General features: G+C 40.1%; 16 protein-coding genes and 1 riboswitch. Of the genes, 2 read left to right on the top strand and 14 right to left on the bottom strand.

The features are described 5' to 3' along the window. Positions 1-18 precede the first annotated feature (18 nt). The 3 genes from OCV47_RS06490 to OCV47_RS06480 form a co-directional block, all read right to left on the bottom strand. On the bottom strand, positions 19-1,956 hold the full coding sequence (locus OCV47_RS06490) for a diguanylate cyclase domain-containing protein (RefSeq protein WP_317244142.1): 1,938 nt from the start codon (positions 1,954-1,956) through the stop codon (positions 19-21). Positions 1,957-2,117: 161 nt separating this feature from the next. After that, positions 2,118-3,134, bottom strand: a complete 1,017-nt coding sequence (locus OCV47_RS06485) for a DnaJ C-terminal domain-containing protein (RefSeq protein ID WP_262654413.1) — start codon at positions 3,132-3,134, stop codon at positions 2,118-2,120. 132 nt (positions 3,135-3,266) lie between these two features. After that, positions 3,267-4,223 (bottom strand): hypothetical protein, encoded by a 957-nt coding sequence (locus OCV47_RS06480; protein WP_262654412.1) that lies wholly within the window; start codon positions 4,221-4,223, stop codon positions 3,267-3,269. On the opposite strand from OCV47_RS06480, the gene OCV47_RS06475 reads away from it, so the two are divergent. Then, entirely contained in the window at positions 4,222-4,617 is a 396-nt protein-coding gene (locus tag OCV47_RS06475) for a uroporphyrinogen decarboxylase family protein (RefSeq protein ID WP_256299897.1), read from the top strand. The two genes, OCV47_RS06480 and OCV47_RS06475, sit on opposite strands and share 2 nt — an antisense overlap. 70 nt (positions 4,618-4,687) lie before the next feature. On the opposite strand, the gene OCV47_RS06470 is transcribed toward OCV47_RS06475, so the two are convergent. From OCV47_RS06470 to OCV47_RS06440, 7 genes are all read right to left on the bottom strand, one after another. After that, entirely contained in the window at positions 4,688-5,143 is a 456-nt protein-coding gene (locus OCV47_RS06470) for an Hsp20/alpha crystallin family protein (protein WP_262654411.1), read from the bottom strand. A gap of 127 nt (positions 5,144-5,270) precedes the next feature. Further along, the gene (locus tag OCV47_RS06465) at positions 5,271-5,729 is read right to left on the bottom strand and encodes an Hsp20/alpha crystallin family protein (protein ID WP_256299894.1); all 459 of its coding nucleotides are present in this window, start codon (positions 5,727-5,729) and stop codon (positions 5,271-5,273) included. Between the two features lie 502 nt (positions 5,730-6,231). Further along, positions 6,232-7,032 carry a helix-turn-helix domain-containing protein gene (locus tag OCV47_RS06460; RefSeq protein WP_262654410.1) on the bottom strand — a complete coding sequence of 267 codons (801 nt, stop codon included), beginning with the start codon at positions 7,030-7,032 and terminating at the stop codon, positions 6,232-6,234. A 261-nt stretch (positions 7,033-7,293) separates the two neighbouring features. Then, positions 7,294-8,832 (bottom strand): UDP-glucose--hexose-1-phosphate uridylyltransferase, encoded by a 1,539-nt coding sequence (galT, locus tag OCV47_RS06455; protein ID WP_331481242.1) that lies wholly within the window; start codon positions 8,830-8,832, stop codon positions 7,294-7,296. A gap of 31 nt (positions 8,833-8,863) precedes the next feature. Then, on the bottom strand, positions 8,864-10,144 hold the full coding sequence (locus tag OCV47_RS06450; protein ID WP_262654409.1) for a galactokinase: 1,281 nt from the start codon (positions 10,142-10,144) through the stop codon (positions 8,864-8,866). 81 nt (positions 10,145-10,225) lie between these two features. Continuing rightward, positions 10,226-11,623 (bottom strand): MFS transporter, encoded by a 1,398-nt coding sequence (locus OCV47_RS06445; protein ID WP_262654408.1) that lies wholly within the window; start codon positions 11,621-11,623, stop codon positions 10,226-10,228. A 167-nt stretch (positions 11,624-11,790) separates the two neighbouring features. After that, a complete protein-coding gene (locus OCV47_RS06440; RefSeq protein WP_262654407.1) occupies positions 11,791-14,829 on the bottom strand; it encodes a glycoside hydrolase family 2 TIM barrel-domain containing protein in 3,039 nt (1,012 codons plus the stop codon). Between the two features lie 202 nt (positions 14,830-15,031). Between OCV47_RS06440 and OCV47_RS06435 the strand changes: the two genes are divergently transcribed. Continuing rightward, the gene (locus OCV47_RS06435; RefSeq protein WP_262654406.1) at positions 15,032-15,895 is read left to right on the top strand and encodes an AraC family transcriptional regulator; all 864 of its coding nucleotides are present in this window, start codon (positions 15,032-15,034) and stop codon (positions 15,893-15,895) included. Between the two features lie 25 nt (positions 15,896-15,920). Here OCV47_RS06435 and OCV47_RS06430 read toward each other — a convergent pair whose 3' ends face one another. The 4 genes from OCV47_RS06430 to OCV47_RS06415 form a co-directional block, all read right to left on the bottom strand. After that, complete coding sequence (locus OCV47_RS06430) at positions 15,921-17,042, bottom strand: type II toxin-antitoxin system HipA family toxin (RefSeq protein WP_262654405.1); 1,122 nt, start codon at positions 17,040-17,042, stop codon at positions 15,921-15,923. Then, positions 17,029-17,307 carry a helix-turn-helix domain-containing protein gene (locus tag OCV47_RS06425; RefSeq protein ID WP_262654404.1) on the bottom strand — a complete coding sequence of 93 codons (279 nt, stop codon included), beginning with the start codon at positions 17,305-17,307 and terminating at the stop codon, positions 17,029-17,031. Before OCV47_RS06425 ends, OCV47_RS06430 begins: the two co-directional genes overlap by 14 nt. A gap of 204 nt (positions 17,308-17,511) precedes the next feature. Next, a riboswitch (cyclic di-GMP riboswitch) is annotated at positions 17,512-17,587 on the bottom strand. A 226-nt stretch (positions 17,588-17,813) separates the two neighbouring features. Beyond that, positions 17,814-18,671, bottom strand: coding sequence for a 4Fe-4S binding protein (locus OCV47_RS06420; RefSeq protein WP_117448299.1), 858 nt, complete (start codon positions 18,669-18,671; stop codon positions 17,814-17,816). After that, on the bottom strand, positions 18,664-18,813 hold the full coding sequence (locus tag OCV47_RS06415) for a CD1871A family CXXC motif-containing protein (protein ID WP_256297821.1): 150 nt from the start codon (positions 18,811-18,813) through the stop codon (positions 18,664-18,666). Before OCV47_RS06415 ends, OCV47_RS06420 begins: the two co-directional genes overlap by 8 nt. Positions 18,814-18,837 lie beyond the last annotated feature (24 nt).

Genomic DNA, 18,837 nt, shown 5'->3' with positions numbered 1-18,837 from the left:
TTTATCAGGAGTCTCTGGTTAGGCCAGTGTCGTCTTCTTCAGATCTTCTCTCAATTCGTCCTGAATATCCTTCAGACACTCCAAAAGCAGTGGATTGAACTGTCCACACTCCCCTGCGAGTATCATTTCCATAGTCTTTTCATGAGAAAAAGCCTTTTTATATACTCGTTCGCTGCTCAATGCATCATAGACATCAGCCAGTGAAACCACCTGCGCTGCAATCGGAATCTCTTCCCCCTTCAAACCATCCGGATATCCCCTGCCATCATAGCGTTCATGGTGCCAGCGGCAAATCTGACAGGCAATCTTAATCAATTTTTCATTCTGATAGATTCCCATACTTTCCAGCATATCTGCACCGATCAGCGTATGCGTCTTCATAATCTCGAATTCTTCCTTCGTCAGTTTCCCCGGTTTATTCAGAATCTTATCATCGATACCGATCTTTCCAATGTCATGAAGCGATGAAGCAGTGGTAATCAGGCTTCGATCTGCTGCCGTCAGATTGTATTTGCCTGTTTTTTCTACCAGACGCTCCAGAAGGCGTTCTGTCAGTATATTAATATGAAGAACATGCTGACCACTTTCTCCATTTCGAAACTCCACAATATGACTGAGGATGCTGACCATCATCTTATTGTTTTTCTCTTTTTCATAGTTCTGGTCGCTGATCAGCCTGGTCAGCCTTCTCTGCTTGGCATACAGCTTAATCGTATTATATACACGGCGATATACGATTCTGGCATCAAACGGGCGATTGATATAGTCAGAAACTCCCAGTTCATAAGCTCTCCGAATCGTATTCTGACTATCCTCACTGGAAATCATAATAACCGGAATATCATTAATCAAATGCTTTCGATTCATCGCAGACAGAACTTCAAATCCATTCATTTTCGGCATGACAATATCCAGAAGCACCAGTGAGATCCCGGTTCCGTACTGGGAAAGCATTTCCATGCACTGTTCTCCGTTCTCTGCCTCCAGAATATCGAATTCATTCTCCAACATAGCCGAGAGCAGTTCCCTGTTTATCTCAGAATCATCTACAAGCAAAATCTGAGAACGCAGTCTGGTGTGGATACCTTCGCTGTTCTGATTACCCGGCAATGGTGACATCTCTGTCACGACCATATTCTTACTGCTCTTTGCCTGATACATCAGTTGATCTGCACGGTCTACCGCACGATCCAGTGGTTCATTCGCCGACACCAGTCCGCCTATGCTGACCGAAAGATGCAGATTGGAATACCCGGGCACGGCAGCTTCGCTGATCTGCTTCTGTATCTGATGAAGCTTCTCATCAAAGACCTCTTCCGTCACATCATACATCAGAAGCAGGAACTCATCTCCTCCATAACGTACCAGCACATCCGTCTTTCGGATAAACTTCCGAATCACCTTCACCATAGTCTCCAACGCAATATCGCCTGCATTGTGTCCACAGGTATCATTGCAAAGTTTAAAATCATCCATATCGATCATGGCTACACCTGCCAGATCAGTTCTGCCTTTTAATTCATCTTCAAAGTAACGACGGTTATAAGCTCCGGTCATTGCATCTTTGTAAAGCTCATCATTATATCCTGAGAGCTTACCAGCCAGCTTCCTTCTTCCATCGGCATCCAGCAGAGAATCTTCATACATCTTCTTAACCAGTTCCATAACGTATGGTTTTCCATCAATCTCCACATATCTGGATATTACCTGATAGATATCATCTCCCTGAAACTCCAGCTTTGTCCGCTCTGTCTTTTCCTTCCATACCTTTAAAGAAATGCAGTTCTCACAGAGGATGTCCTTCTTCCAGAACTTATAGCACTGACAACAGTCTGATACCGTTCCTGTCAGACGTCCCTTTTCCAGTGCTTTCATATCTTCCTCGCCCAGCAATCTCACCACCGAAAAAATCTTCCGGTAGTACTCCATCTCTTTTTCTGCTTCCTGTCTAGTCATCTGATAATCTTCTTTCATTTATAACTGTCAAAAAAGCGGCTTCCGATACTACATTGCTACGTTGTAGCATCTGGAAGCCGTAAATATTCCAAATACACATCTACTTTGTATTATACGAAACTCTTTTCATTTTGTCTACCGCAAATCCCTGCTTTCCTGGCTTAACAGACCTGTTTATATTCCATCAGCTTTTGTCTGGCCTCCCGGCTCAGGTGCTTTGGCACATCAATCTGTACCGTCACATACTGATCTCCATGAACGGATGGATTCTTCATAGACACAATTCCCTTGCCCCGCAAACGGATCTTCGTGCCAGACTGTGTTCCCTCTTTGATCTTGCAGATCACATCGCCATACAGAGTCTGTACTCTCGCTTCACCGCCAAAGACAGCGGTTGTATATGGAATGTTCACTGTCGTATACAGATCCTGTCCTTTTCGTTCATATCCAGACTTACTCTGCACATTGACTTTCAAAAGCAGATCTCCTGCCTCGCCGTTGCTTCCCGGCATTCCTTTACCTCGCAGACGAATCAACTTGCCGGTATCGATACCTGCCGGAATGTGCACCTGAAGGGAATGCTGAGTTCCATCTGGATTCTTCAGAGAAATCACCTTGTCGCAGCCAAAAACAGCATCTTCAAATCCAACTGTCACTTCCGCATTCAGATCTGCTCCCTTCTGCGGGCCGTATCCACTGTCAAAGCCAGCTCCATCCCAGCTGCTTCCGCCGCCAAAATTCATATGGTCACCCCAGTCAAATCCTCCGAAATGCATACTGCTGCCCCTTGCAGACCGTCTCGATCCGGATCCTCTGCCATGAAAAGCATTCTTGAACATATCTCCAAACAGATCATCCATATTACCTTCATAATGATACTCCCGGTATCCACCATTACCTCCCGTGAAATCCTGGTATCCCTCGGCACCGCCTCCCGGTGCTCCATTCTGATCAAACGCAGCATGCCCAAACTGATCATACAGTTTCTTCTTCTCTGGATCACTCAGGACATCATATGCTTCTGCGATCTCCTTAAACTTTTCTTCTGCTGCCGGATTTCCTGCATTGTTATCCGGGTGATATTTTTTCGCCAGTTTCCTATATGCTTTTTTTATCGCAGCGGAATCTGCGCTGCGACTGATTCCAAGTACTTCATAGTAATCTCTCTTTTCGCTCATGCATCTCACCTCCTGCATGTCATAATCACATAGGCTCTTTCTGTTCTATTTGTAATATAACACGTGTTTTTTCTGTTGTCAACGAATCACGAAAACATATTTTTGAAATTTATGTGAACAAAATCGTTTTATTTATTTTTTCCATAATATAAAAAGACAGTCTGAGCAGGCATAGATAATCGGCATCCTGGACTGGTACGCATCCAGAATAAAATCCAGTGATGCCTCATCAAAATGATATGACCAACGCATACCGCCGCTCTTCCGGCAATGACCAAGAGCTATGACTGCCTGAAAATAATAGGTCGGTAATTCCATAATATTGTTCATCACATTACTGACTCCGGCTTTAAATAATCCCTCCCGTACTACCACGCCCAGTTCGGATGTATCGTTTCGGTTCATTTTCAGATTAATCAGAATCCCGATATGCCCCTGATGTACAAAAGCTTTGCTGCCGTGAATATTGCTCTCAATCTCATTGCACAGGCTGATGGACGTATGCAGTGTATCCACACGTTCTTCCAGTGACAGGCATACCGCCACATAAGGGTCAGTCAGATTCCACCCCATCAGAGTGATTCGTTCACTGACCTCCTCCTGGCTGTGATTTTTTTCATTTACCAGATCTTCTAACAGATTTACCAGAATCTGATCATAGGTACGGTTGTTCTGATGCTTATAGTTCATGGCCCGTACAATGAATTCTGCCAGATACTCTGCTGCTTTCATCTGCCCTGGTTTAATTGCCGTATCCAGTTCACAGATCACCAGCCGCCCCATATACCGGCCGCTGGTATTCCAGAGATTCACATAAATATCCCGGTATCCTCTCAGATGATCCGGGAAAATCTGTGCTCCACGGGTGGTCATAGTATAACGGTATTCCGACGAAGTGCGAAACTCATTAATTGCATCCATCGGTGTAATATTGTTACCGGTATATTTGTCCTTTGTCCACTGAATCATCTCCGGTCTCAAATCCGGGCAGGCGATCTCAAAGAACTGGTCATCATGGACAAACAGAGGATTGTGAAAAAACTGCAGACTGGCATCACACAGTCTTTGGATATTTCCGCTGCGGATCATGATATTCTATTGGAAACCATTTAAGAAAATCATCAACGCACTGGTGGATATGGATGTAACCCCTTATCTCTATACCGAGGGCAAATACAATACCCGTCTGGAACAGCTCCGGGATCTGCCAAAGGGTAAATGCATGATTCATTTCGAAACCGTAGATATGAAAAAAGCAAAGGAGATCGTTGGCGGCAACTCCTGTATCGTAGGAAATCTCTCTGCTTATCTTCTGGAGATGGGTACACCAGAGCAGGTAACCGAAGAAGTGAAAAAATTGCTGGATATCTGTATGCCAGGTGGCGGTTATATCTTTGACTGCAACGGTTCTATTGATATTGCCAAAGAAGAAAATATCGATGCCATGTACAATGCTTTGCTGAAATACGGTAGTTATAAATAGTCTAAATTATTCAGGAACACTAAAAAAGCCGGGGCTTAAAATAAGTCCCGGCGACTATAAGGAGATTTCCTTAACCTTCAATGGCAATATAACCATCTTTTTCTATTTTCTCAGGTGCTTTCTTTGGCACGGACAGTTTCAGAATACCATCTTCATATTTTGCATGAATGTCTTCTTCGCTTACTGCATCGCCTACATAAAAGCTTCGGCTCATGCTGCCCGCATAGCGTTCACGCCTGATATAATTACCTTCTTTATCTTTTTCATCTTTATCCAGTCCCTTTGCAGCAGAAAGTACCAGATAACCATCTTTCAGCTGTACCTGAATCTCGTCTTTCTTAAATCCCGGAAGATCGACATCCAGTTCATAGCTTTTATCCGTTTCACGGATATCTGTCTTCATCATGTTCTGTGCATGTTTTCCATACAGAGGATTCTTCTTACCCCACAGCTGTTCACTGTTAAATGGGAAATTATCCCATACATCATCAAATAAGTTTTCTCCAAAAATACTAGGCATCATCATAAGTCATCTCTCCTTTGCTGTCAAATTCTGTTATTTATGTCAAATGATTACAATAAAATTCTTGTTTCAGGCAGCGTCCCTTCCGGGACGCCACCCTTTTATATCCGTTTCAGTAGCATTAGTCGGATCAGCCCTCAATAGTAATATACTTCGGGTCACTGGCTGCCGGTTTCGCTTCCTTCTTCGGAACGAAAAGCTTCAGGATACCATGTTTGTATTCACCTTTAATGTCTTCCTGAGTCACTTCTTCGCCTACATAAAAGCTTCGCTCGCAGGCTCCTGCGTAACGTTCACGTCTGATGTAGTGTCCCTTCTTATCTTCATCGTCTTCATCCAGACCTTTTGCTGCACTGACAGTTAAGTAACCATCTTTCAATGCAACTTTGACTTCCTCTTTCTTGAAGCCAGGAACATCAACAATCAGTTCATAACCTTCCGGTTTTTCCTTAATATCTGTCTTCAGGAGATTCTGTGCTCTTCTACCGTACAGCTTCTTTTCCACTTTCTTCTCATCTTTGTCATCATAATAGAATGGTGTAAAGAAATCATCAAATAAGTTTTCTCCAAAAATACTAGGCATTAACATAAGTCATATCTCCTTTCAAAAGCTCCCTGGATCTTCACGATCCAGTCTGCTGTATTATCATTTCTAGTTCTTCGAACATCTGGAATACCTTTTCTTTTATCTCTCTTCCTTTGTTCTATTTGTAATATAACACGCATTGTTAGCACTGTCAAGAGGTGAGTGCTAATTATTTTGTGAAGATTTTGTGAACGCTATAAGCCATGCAAAATGGTGAAAAAAGACGCCCTGCAAGTTTACTTGCGAGGACGTCTTTTTTGCTATTTTATAGGGCGACAGCCCTACAGCGAGGGAATTCTTTCCCGAGCTGTGCATGGCGTATCTCACAGCTTCACGGGGTTTTTTCACTTGCTTTTGCACGGAGGTTTCTTGATTTGACCACATTTTTACGACAAATTCTTTTGCATTTTCCCGGTTCTCCTGACTTTAACTAATATCATCCACACATAAAATCAAATACATAGTACTGTAAAATCGAAGTAAATATTTCTACCAACAGAACCTTTTATGACAACATCTCTTTCACACAAGTACTCCGATAATCACTCGGTGATATTTTATATCTTTCTTTAAATACTCGGTTAAATGTCCTCTGACTTTCAAATCCACTATCCAGACAAATGTTTGTAATAGAATCACTTGTATTTTCCAAACGATGGCATGCATGGTTCAGCCTTGCATCGTTAAGATATTGATTAAAGTTTTTATGGAATGTTTTGGAAAAGATCCTGGATAAAACATATTTGCTCACCCCCAGATCTTTTGCCATCTCTTCCAACGAAAATTTCTTCTTAAAATTTGCTGATATATAGGAAACTGTCTGATAAATAAGATCGTTGCTCCCCACATTACTCTTTTCTACCAAATTTAATTTTCCTATGCAGCGTGCCAACACAATTTGAAGATATGCCTGTGCAACAGTAATATCCGACTGTTCTGTCTCTAAAATCGCATTTATAACCCTATATACCTCCGGTTCAACCTTTTCCGCTTTGATGATCGGGTATTCAGGAGCCATGGATTGCATGATATCTGCAAATTTGGCAATCGTAAATGGCGATGCAATCAGATAAGTTGCTTTATTTACACCGGGTGTCAGTACCTGATAGTGATGAATAACATCTGGAAATACAAAGCCTATATCTCCTTTATCCATATGATATAGTTCCTGTCCGACACCAAGCTCTAATGCTCCACTTGTTACACAAACGATCTCCAATGCATTATGAAGATGTGGTTCAATATGTTTTGACTTCCTATTTATTGCTATGATCTCCTCTTTTGTGTCAACATATTTTAACTGCATGAAATACTCCCCTTTGCAACATTTGTCTATATCTTCTTTCGATTTAGCAAGCAATCCTTTTACACCTATCTTATAATCAACTTGTAAATAAGGAAAGGAGGAATTGCAAATGAGCAACCTAAAAAAATATCTGAATGACCTTTTAGTATTCTACACTGAATATTTTGAGCATCCTTACCATGTATAAATACTAAAAGGACTATTTTGTGAAAACTGAATATTTTCTTAAGGCCATTTCACAAAAATGAAGTGGTCCTTTTTTTATAAACTTTCAATAAATCTTTTGAATGCAGCTTTCCCTTCATCTGTTCTCTTGTAAACGCCTGCATCCTCCAGAACTTTCGCAAACACAATTCCAATTTCTTTCTGTATGATAGAATGAATATTACTATCTGTAATCTTATATTTTGGCATCCATCCCTCTGCCCATTCAGCATGGGCAGCCATTGTTTCATTCTGTCTCAGGTCTTCATGATTCAGAATTGCCTGTTCTAGTTCTACCATCTCTTTCTTCAATCTGGCAGGTAATACAGCCAGTCCCATAACTTCAATCAGTCCAATATTTTCCTTTTTGATATGGTGATACTCAGCATGCGGATGGAAAAGTCCGAGAGGACAATCAACAGTTGTGATATTATTACGCAAAACCAAATCCAGTTCATACAAATCTCCACGCATCCTTGCAATCGGCGTAATTGTATTGTGTGGAATACCATCCGTTTCACTGAAAATATTAACTTCTGGATCCGAATATCCACGCCACTTCGTAAGGATATGATTTGCAGCCGCTACAATACTATCCATTGCTCTCCCCTGCAAACGGATCACTGACATCGGCCACTTTACAATTCCTGCATGTATATCTGGATATCTCTCTAAGTCAAATTCCTGTTCATAAGGAGCTTTTGCCATAGCAAAGACATAACTGCCACCCTGAAAATGATCATGACTCAAAATAGACCCTCCTACGATTGGCAGATCTGCATTGGAACCTGCCATATAATGCGGAAACTGCTTAACAAAATCAAGGAGTTTATGAAAAGTTATCTCATTAATTGCCATCGGAATATGATTCTTATTAAATATAATGCAATGTTCATTATAATACACATATGGTGAATACTGCAAATAATACTGTTCTCCACACAGAGTAATTGGTATAATCCTGTGGTTTTGTCTTGCTGGATGTGAGAGGTGACCTGCATACCCTTCGTTTTCCCTGCAGAGCAGGCACGCCGGATATCCAGATTTTTTTGCAGTTCCAGCTTTTGCAATATCCCTTGGATCTTTTTCTGGTTTTGACAAGTTAATTGTGATATCCATCTTGCCAAATTCTGTATCAGTCTCCCACTTTTCATCCTTTATAATCCGATCTGTGCGGATATAGTTTGTAGCCTGGCTGAAATGATAATAAAATTCAGTTGCTGCCTTTGGGGATACCTGATATTTTTCTTCAAAAATTTTTCTCACCACGGACGGAGCAGGTGTTAAAATACCCATGATCTTTGTATCGAGAAGATCCCTCATTGTCACTGTATCATCTTCAAGAATTCCCTGTGACAACGCATACTCTAACAAATCATCCAAAACGAGCTGTAATTTTCTCGGTTTTCCTAGTTTCTCCGGTTCTTGATAATCTTGCCTTTGAAACAATTCCAATAAGCCGTTTGTAACATACACTTTATCTGCATCATCTATTAGTCCATTTTCTAGTCCATAAGCCACCAGTTCAGAAATCAGCTCATATACAGTATGAGAACCGATATAACCTGCTCCGCCCAATACTAAAATGCTACTCACAGATCATTTCTCCTTTTCTTTGTTTTTATGATTATAAAACTTTTATGCCACCATACTTACGAATTTTTAATACTTCACAGGAACCGTTTCCAAATATCTTATCCATCTCTTTTTGATAGTTAGACACCAGATAATTGGGAACAAATGCCTGTATAGTTCCTGCAAATCCTCCTCCATGCACTCTGCACACGCCTTTTTCTCCAAACATCACGTCACTTAATGCCAATGCAATAGACACATTCTGATGTTGCACATCGTGACATGTATATACGTTCTGAAGGTATTTAAAAGAAGAATCTCCGGATTCTTTCACTTTGGTCAGAAATTGTGGAAAATTATTCTTCCTTAGTGCATCTACTTCCTCTTTGACGCGCTCATTTTCGCATACAAAGTGTAATGCCCTGAGTGCAGCACGATCACCAGCACAGTCACGTATCTGTGTGATATTATTGATAATCTCTTCCTTGGATACCTCTCCTAAAAAGTTTTTTCCAAAACATTCCGCTGCCTTTTTCATTTCCTGTGGAATTGCTGCATAGTCTGGGGTTAAATCTGCGTGAGTGCCTTTCGTATCTGTAATGCATAAACTATATCCATATGTATTCAAATCAAACTTCAACTGTTCCACAATCGGATTTTCCGGATCTGCAAAATCAATATGTATCAGACTTCCTACTGAACATGCCATTTGATCCATTAAACCACATGGTTTTCCGAAATACACATTTTCTGCATACTGACCAATCTTGGCAATTTCTATCGGATTAACTTCACCACCATTGTACATATAGGAAAGAATCGTTCCAATAAGTGTTTCAAAAGCAGCTGAGGAAGAAAGACCTGCACCAATCAACACCTCACTGGTCACATATGCCTGAAATCCTCCAATTGCATGACCATCCATTTTCATCTTGGCAAGTACACCACGGATGAGTGCATTCGTGGTACCTTCTTCTTCTGTTTTTTTCGCCAGCTCATCCAGCTGAATGATAATCATACCACTATATCCATCTGACATCACTTTTACAATCGGCTCATCCAGTTTTCTTGCAACTGCAATTGCATCATTGTTAATGGATGCGGCCAGTACCTCCCCATGCTGATGGTCCGTATGGTTCCCTCCTATTTCACTTCTTCCAGGTGCACTGAATATCTCTATTTCACCTTCACCAAAAAATGTCTTGTAACTGTCGATTGCTTTCCGATATCGTTCCTTCTCATATGGAATCCGGTTCAAATCAACATATAATTCTGTTAATTTATTGTCGAAAAAAGTTCCATTCAATAATTCGATTGTTTTTTTTATTTCCATAATACCACCCCGATCACCTTATATATAGAAAAAGCACTGTCTCATCGAACAACAATCAGACAACGCTTTCTCCTGTCAATTCTAATTTATGTCTGATGCATCTGTTATTTCATCTGCAGCAATTCCTTTTTCTGCTTTCAGTTTTTTATTTGCATCTTCTACATTCATTCTTGAAAGTACAAACATAATCAATACATCAAAGATTAACGGAAGCCAAAGATACATAAACTGCATCATATCAAGTGCAGACTGCGGCTGAGTTGCATTTGTTCCGACATATCCACTGAACTCAAGCATCCATCCAACAACAGCGGTTCCAATACCTCCACCAATTTTTACACCAAGAGAAGTACAAGAGTACATCGTTCCGTCAATTCTCTTTCCCTGTGTAAGATAAGTGTATTCAGAGCAGGATGCGATAACTGCATTCATATCTCCCTGCCATGGTCCCTGACCTAATGCTGCAAGAGCTGTAAACGCCATCATCAGCGGAACACTGCCCATATATCCGGCAACAACAACAAGTGCTCTACCGATGACTGCTAAAACATAACCTCTTAAGTTCAGTTTGTACATACCTTTCCACTTACCAACTAATGTCGGTGTGAAAATCAGGGCAATGATCAGTGGAATATTTACTGCCCATGCAAATTGTCCAAACAAATTCTTATTTTTCAGTACCCATGTCATGTAATAAATGCCAGCTCCAATCATGGCACCATATAACTGCTGTAAAATATAGGTTCCACAAATCATCATGTAATATTTGTTTTTAACAAGAAGCTTGAATGCCTGTACCATTCCGTACTTTTCATTATCATCCTTTACTTCTCCTTCGTTAAGTTCTTCCTCAGGAAGTTCCTTAACAGAAAGTGCTGAAATCGTATTTACAACAAGACCAATGATTGCATAGATAATAGCAACCGTTCTCCATGCCGCAGCATCTCCACCACATTTATCTACAAATCCAACTGTAATCGCCTGAATCAGAAGACTTGTTGAAAATGCAAAAATAAAACGGTAAGATCCCATCTGCACACGCTCTTTGCTGTTCTTTGTAATCAGTGACGTAAGTGCTGAGTATGCAATATTGTTTGCTGTATAAAACACACCATTTAACAGTGTATAAGAAATAAAGAACCATGCATATTTAGCTGTTGTTCCCAAACTGACTGGTACTGCAAAGCAGCAGACCAGCGTAATGGCACAACCAATATATCCGTATAGCATCCATGGCTTCGCTTTTCCCATTTTACTGTGTGTTTTGTCAATCATTGATCCAAAAAATATATCCGTAAAACCATCAAATAGTTTTGATACGGCAATCAGGGTACCTACAACACCTGCAGCAAGTCCTACTGAGTCCGTCAGATAGACCATCATGAAAGATGTCAGGAACGCATAGACTACATTACCTGCAATATCACCTGATCCATATCCAATTTTGTTATACCATTTCAAATACTTTTTTTCTTCCATCGAATTTCTTTGCTCCTCCTCTTCATCGCACTTAGAATCTCAATATGTCTAACCGTATAATGTCTAATTCTAATTTTTTCTCTGTTTTTGTCTGATTGCTCTGTATATCCGGACTTTACATTACAATCAGACTATCCTTCCTTGTTTACGGGTTACATGAAACTTTATTATCCCTTTACATACGGTATCAGTGTAAACTGGAACCGGAATAATACATCATCAAATCGGTACTGATCCAATACAACTGGACCACAACTATTAGAACCAATGCCATTTAATGCGTAGTCAACGCAAAATACTACGCTATCGGATTCTGTCAGTTCATAATTATGTGTTTTCTTCTCAAGTTCTTCCTGTGTATAATAAGAAGCATTGAATGAGAAGGCATTTTCCGCGGATACCACAATTCCATATCGGCTGTTATTAAGCTCTACATATTCACAATCATAATGGCTTCCATTTTCCTGTGGGCGAATATAATCCTCATGCAAATCGTCTACATTTGCATGATACAAGCCGTGGCTCGCAGCCTGATGTTTATCACAATAGCTTTCCTGTGGTCCCATTCCAAAGTATCTTGCAGCTGAAAGTTTTTTATCCAGGAACATCCTCACACCAAATCTTGGCAGATCCGGAAATTCATCGTCTTTTGTTACTGCAATATCTGCATCAATCTTTCCAGCAGCTTCTATTTTCCATGTAATCGTCACATCAAGAATCTTCTGGACTGTCTCTGCCACAACGGATGCATGGCTTGTAATTTTCACACCATGTTTTTCCTGCACGACCTCTGTCGTGTAAGCTCTTGTATAAGCTTTATCATAGTGGGATTTCTTCCATTCAGACTTGATGTACATATCGTTATCTGTTGGAGCTCTCCAAATATTTAATTCCATCGGATGGTTCAAGTATTCCCGCCCTGCGAATTTCATCTCTGTAAAGAGTGCAGTACGTTTGTCTATGGTATAAGCAAATTCACGCCCCTTGATATGAATCTGTGTATCATTTTCATTTACCTGTAATTCAGAGTCCACTGCTGTTTTTTGTAGCCATTTCTCAGCAAGTTTACATTTTGCACCGTCTTTGCTTACCTCAATTTCATCGAATCCAAGAATATGGTCTTCATCCAACAGTGGCAATTCCTTTTTCAGATAGTAAATAAATTTTAAATAACATTTTCCACTCTCTGGCACATTGATTTTAAGGTTTATTTTTCCATCACTGTGTGGTGCTGCTGAAACTTCTGGAAGTTTACCTTTACTGATTACAAGCCCGTCCTGTGTCAGTTCATAACTGATCTTCACATAATCTTTCAAGTCATCAAAATCCATGTAGTTATGAAGCACCAGTTCTCCACTTTCTTTGTCATAGGAAATAACCCTTGCCGGGCGATAAACATTCTTGTATTCCAAAAGTCCTGTGTGTATCGTTCTGTCCGGATATACTAATCCATCCATACAGAAGTTGCCATCATGAATTTCTTCGCCATGGTCGCCCCCATAAGCATATATGGTCTTTCCATTCTCAGCAGTTCCATGAGCAATCGCATGGTCACACCATTCCCAGACAAAGCCGCCGCACATTTTATCATTATCCTGAATCATCTGGAAGTAATCCTCAAAATCTCCAGGTCCGTTTCCCATACTGTGACAGTACTCTACCAAAAGGAAAGGTTTGCTTCCATCTCTATCCAGATATTCCTGAATTTCAGAAAGTGCCGGGTACATCCGGCTGTACACATCCAGATTGCTGTAATCATATGTTTCATCATAATTACGGTATCTTGCGCTCTCATATTGTGTGATGCGGTCTGGATCAAAATTCTTTGTCCATTCCAATGCTTTTTCAAAGTTACAGCCATAAGCACTCTCATTTCCCATTGACCACATAACAATACAGAAACGGTTTTTGTCACGTTCCACCATGAGTTTTACACGATCAACGATTGCCTCTTCCCATACCGGATCATCTGCAATCTTCTCATTCCATCGTTTGAACCGATTGTAATCGGTGTCTTCTTTTCTGTAGATCATAAATGGACCATGAGCTTCAATATCTGCTTCATCTATCACCATGAATCCATACTTGTCACACATTTCATAGAAAAATGGTGCATTCGGATAGTGGCTGGAACGGATCGCATTAAAATTATGCTGCTTCATTAACGTAAGATCGGTTGTAATCTGTTCCGGACTGATTGTAAATCCAGTAACCGGATCGGAATCATGTCGATTGACACCACGGAATTTAATCTTCTGTCCATTTAGGTAAATGACCTGGTCTTTAATCTCTATCTTTCTTAATGCAATGTGGTCTACAATTACTTCATTCTCTGTTTCAAGAATCAGTTTATATAGATATGGATTTTCTGTATTCCAAAGTTCAGGACTTGCGATTTCTAATACAGCTGTTCCTTCTTCAGCAATACTTCCTAGTGCTACAACTGCTCCGTTTCTATCTTCAATCGAAATTTTTACATTTAACGGAGAGTAGAATTTCATTTCAATTTCTACTTTCGCAAGCATATCCTCAATTCTTGTTTTAATATGGTAATCACTGATTGCCTGTTTCGGGCGTTTCAAAATGTACACATCCCGGAAAATACCACTCATACGGAATTTGTCCTGATCTTCCAAATAGGAACCATCACACCACTTCATTACCAATACTGCCACCGTATTCGTTCCATCCTGAAGTACATCGGTAACATCAAACTCACTGGTCATATGTGAAACCTGGCTGTATCCTATGTAAGAGCCATTGATCCATACATAAAAGCAGCTGTCTACTCCTTCAAAGTTCAAAAAAGCTTTTGATGCTTTCTCATCTCTGCTGTACTCAAAATTATGTACATAGGCTCCACATGGAATATCCTGTGGCACATATGGTGGATCAAACGGAAACGGATACCGGATGTTTGTATACTGGTGCGTATCATATCCTGCCATCTGCCATACACTTGGAACCTGAATCTCATCAAAATTTTCTGTATCATAATTTTTCTCAAAGAAAGTTTCCTGCATGTCATAGATGCTGTTAAAATACTGGAACTTCCAGGTTCCGTTCAATAACTGCATACGATCTGATTCTTCTCTGTGTTCCACCAGGCTATCCATTCTTTTGGATGCCGGAATATAATAGGCTCTGGCTGGCATTGTGTTTTCGTGCAGCACACTTAAATTCTCATAATAACGTGGTACAATCATAAATACCTCTCCTTCAATATATATACATTTTTTTGTACTTAGTTACCCTGTAGCAAATATTGTTCTTTACTTTTATATTTACGTTTCTTTGTTTTTCTAAATCTATCTTATCCCAATCCGCAAAATATGTCTATGAATTTGATTAGACAAAACATGCACTAAATGATACAATAATAAAAAGCATGAAAAGAGGTGCTGCTCCATGTATATGAATAATGGTTATCTAAATCACTCACATATAGATTTCAAAGACAAAAGTCTTCCACTGATTGTAGGTAGCTGTGGTACTTACCGCCTTTCCAGTCATCCCAAGCTCCCAACCTACCGTCCAAGAGGACGTCTTGACTATCAGATCATATATATTACCGCAGGTTGTGGGCATTTTCATTTTGATAATGTAAATAACGAAACGATTGTTCCAGCCGGCAACATTGTACTTTACAGACCGAAAGAACTTCAGAAATATGAATATTACGGAGAAGATAAGACAGAAGTATACTGGATTCACTTCACAGGAAGCAATGTGAAAAATATCTTACGTCAATATGGGTTTCCGGATAAAGAACGTGTCTTTCAAGTGGGTACATCTAATGAATATGAACATATTTTCAAACGTATCATTATCGAGCTCCAACGCTGTCAAGATAATTATGAGGAAATGCTTGTCCTTTTGCTACGTCATCTTCTGATTAGTTTCCACCGGGAACTGACAAGAGAGCACATATTAAAAAATGAATATCTTGATCATGAGATGGATAATGCTGTTACCTTTTTCAGTGAAAACTACAATCAAAATATCAATATTGATGATTATGCTGCCTCACGAGGCATGAGTGTCAGCTGGTTTATCCGAAATTTCAAAAAATATACCGGTTCTACACCAATGCAATTCATTGTGGGAATCCGCATCAACAATGCTCAGATGTTACTTGAAACAACAACTTATTCCATCAATGAGATTTCTAAGATTGTCGGATATGATAACCAGCTTTATTTCAGCCGGCTTTTTCACAAGCTGAAAGGATATTCTCCAAGAGAATACCGAAAGCTGAGAAACAAATTCTGAAATCCACAAAGATTTTTTGTGAATGTTACAAATATTCCCCGAGCATCTGCGAAACGCATGCCTGTATGGTGTCTATAATTCTTTCACAATTGCTCTTTCGCATTCCCGCTGCAATACCTACTGCCAGAAGTTCCTTCCTGCCTGGATTTCGTCCGTTTCCATCAACTGTGGTCGTATGTTCCCCGTAATACGTATTACTGTAAGTAAGGTCATATGCCGGGCTCAATCTCCATTGCTCATTTATTTCGTCATATAAATATGTGAAGTTCTTTGAATGATCATCCCGGTTATGTGCAAACACATTAAAACACATGCGGCGGAACATATTCTCCACATCTTCTTTATTATCTCTGGTCAAAATCTTTGTAAGTTTCATCAAACTATGATAATCCAGACTTGGCTGTTCAAAATCCAGTTCCAGAAGTGCTGCTGCCGTCAGCATATGAAGTCTTTTTCCATCAGCCTCTCTGTCGAATCGACTGATTCCAAAATACCCCTTACATATATCTGATGGAAAAAGTTTCGTTTCACTCATTGTAATGCCACATTGTCTTGCGCAGCAGGAATAATCGTACTCCATCTTTCCTGCATCTTTTCCATCTACATGCGCAGGAAATTTTATAATCCACTGTTTTCGATCAATTGTCGTCATAATTTTGGGTCTGGCACCTCCACTGGTGCCACCAAGGCGATACAATTCATCCAGTTTATCTGAGTATTCTGTATTCAGTATCTTCGCACACTCTTCTACCAGTTCATCCAGATTCACAGGCTTTTGCTGCTCTGAAAAACTTTTTTCCGGATAATATGTCAATGCTCCCATTCCAGACTTTCCAACTATCGCCAATCGATCCAGAACTGTCAGTTCATCCAGGTTCTGTTTATGTTCTCGAAGTACTCGATTTAATAATAATCGTCCCCAGTTATCTGGAAGACTATCTGCAAAAACGCCAAAAAGTCCATCAAAATAATCTTTTGTTGGAATAAATACTTGTTTTTTTAAAGGCAATGAAAATGGACTAATAGAGAAACCATTTTCCAACCATTCTTCACAATATTGAAATGCCACTTTATGGTCAGCTGTCATTGCCAGTGTTCCTACATGTCTTTCATCATAGTATACCTGCAATGCATTATTTTGTCTCATTTATGACCTCCTGAATATCCCTGTAAGGTACCGTCGCAAAAAGATTTCTGATATCATCCGCTATATCCAGTGCCATAGCGATCTTCGTGAGGGATATCAGTGAAATCTGCCCTGAAGTCTCAAACCTTTTAATCGAACCATAGCTCACCCCACTCATAGAAGCCAGCTTCTCCTGGGAGATAGAACGACGCTTCCTGATATTCTGCACTCTCTGTGCAAGTTTCTGATCAAGTTCCTCTGCTGTTTCCCATATAAACTTCTCCATATCACCCTCCTTATTTGGATAATATTTTATCTAAAATAATCGATTTTCATTCAAATTAGATAATATATTATATATTATATATAATTATTTTATCATTTATACGCTCTTAATACAACTTTTTTAATTTAAGATAAACAAAAAGAAGCTCACATCACATAAAAGTGGTGTGAGCTTCAGACTGTCAAACAGACAGTGCACATCATTTCATGTAACTGGCTGCCATTTTACAGGCCCTGTAGCTTTGCGTCGCAGACTTTCGTCTGCTTTGCCGATCATTCTATTACAGTTTTTAAACTTATGCAAAAATACCGCTTTTATTATACTCCCACATTCTACTGCACACAAGAAAAATCTTCCCTTCTCTTTTACATAATCTTTCGGACTGACTGCTTCTGTTTTTAGTCATTATTACCTTAATAAAGAAAAAAGCACCGGCATAAACCAAATGTCATTCTTATCCAAACGACACTGGCATAAGCTGGCGCTTTTACTATACTTTTTTATTATCACTGCTTTCGTAATCCGCAACTGATTGCCTGTACCGGGCATGCCTGTCTGCAGCGTCCGCAACGAATACATTCTAAGCTGTTCGCATCTTCCACCGGATTCACTTCCATCTGACAGACTTTTGCGCATTTTCCACAATGAACGCATTTTTCCATATCTACATGATAACGATAAACGGATACCTTATTGAATATGGAGTAAAATGCCCCCAGTGGACAAATGTATCTGCAAAATGGTCGATATATGATCACAGACAATACTATTGTCACAATCAGAATTGCATTTTTCCATATATACAGCCATCCGATTGCACCACGCATAGCCTTATTCAGCAACACCAGTGGCAGTCCCCCTTCCAATGTTCCGGCCGGACAGATCAGCTTACAGAAATATGGTGCTCCCTGTCCCATGATATCGGTCACAAACATTGGCAGGATGATGACAAATACCAGAAAAATCACATACTTCAGCTTTCTCAGTACTTTATCCCCACGAAACGTCCGAATCTTTTTCGGAAACGGGATCTTATTCAACAGATCCTGAATCAGTCCAAATGGACACAGGAAACCACAAACCAGTCTTCCAAGCAGTGCTCCCACAAAAATCAGAAATCCCACTACATAATAAGCAAATTTAAAGTTCCAGCTTCCAATAACTGCCTGAAGCGATCCAATGGGACAGGCACCCGTCGCACCTGGACAGGAATAGCAGTTCAGACCAGGTACACATACATTTTTCATTTTTCCCGTATATATTTTCCCGGTTACAAAACCAGATACATGTGAGTTCGTCAACGCCGCCCATACCGTCTGAACCGTATGGCGCGGCCAGTTTTTTATCTTTGTGTTTTTATCCAATTCCAATACACTCCATGCAGATATTTACAGCTTTTGTCAGAACCACCATCATTTCTCCACGGTATATTCCAAATGCCATCATCAGGACGCCCACCGCTGCCAGTGCAAGTCCGGTTCCTCTTGATTGTGTCAGTTTTTTCATAGATACTCCTGTTCCTCTGCTGTG

Origin of the sequence: Muricoprocola aceti, assembly GCF_025567005.1 — a bacterium.
GTDB lineage: Bacteria > Bacillota > Clostridia > Lachnospirales > Lachnospiraceae > Marvinbryantia > Marvinbryantia aceti.
The sequence above is the reverse complement of the archived record's forward strand: the minus strand, read 5'-3'. Positions and strand labels throughout refer to the sequence as shown.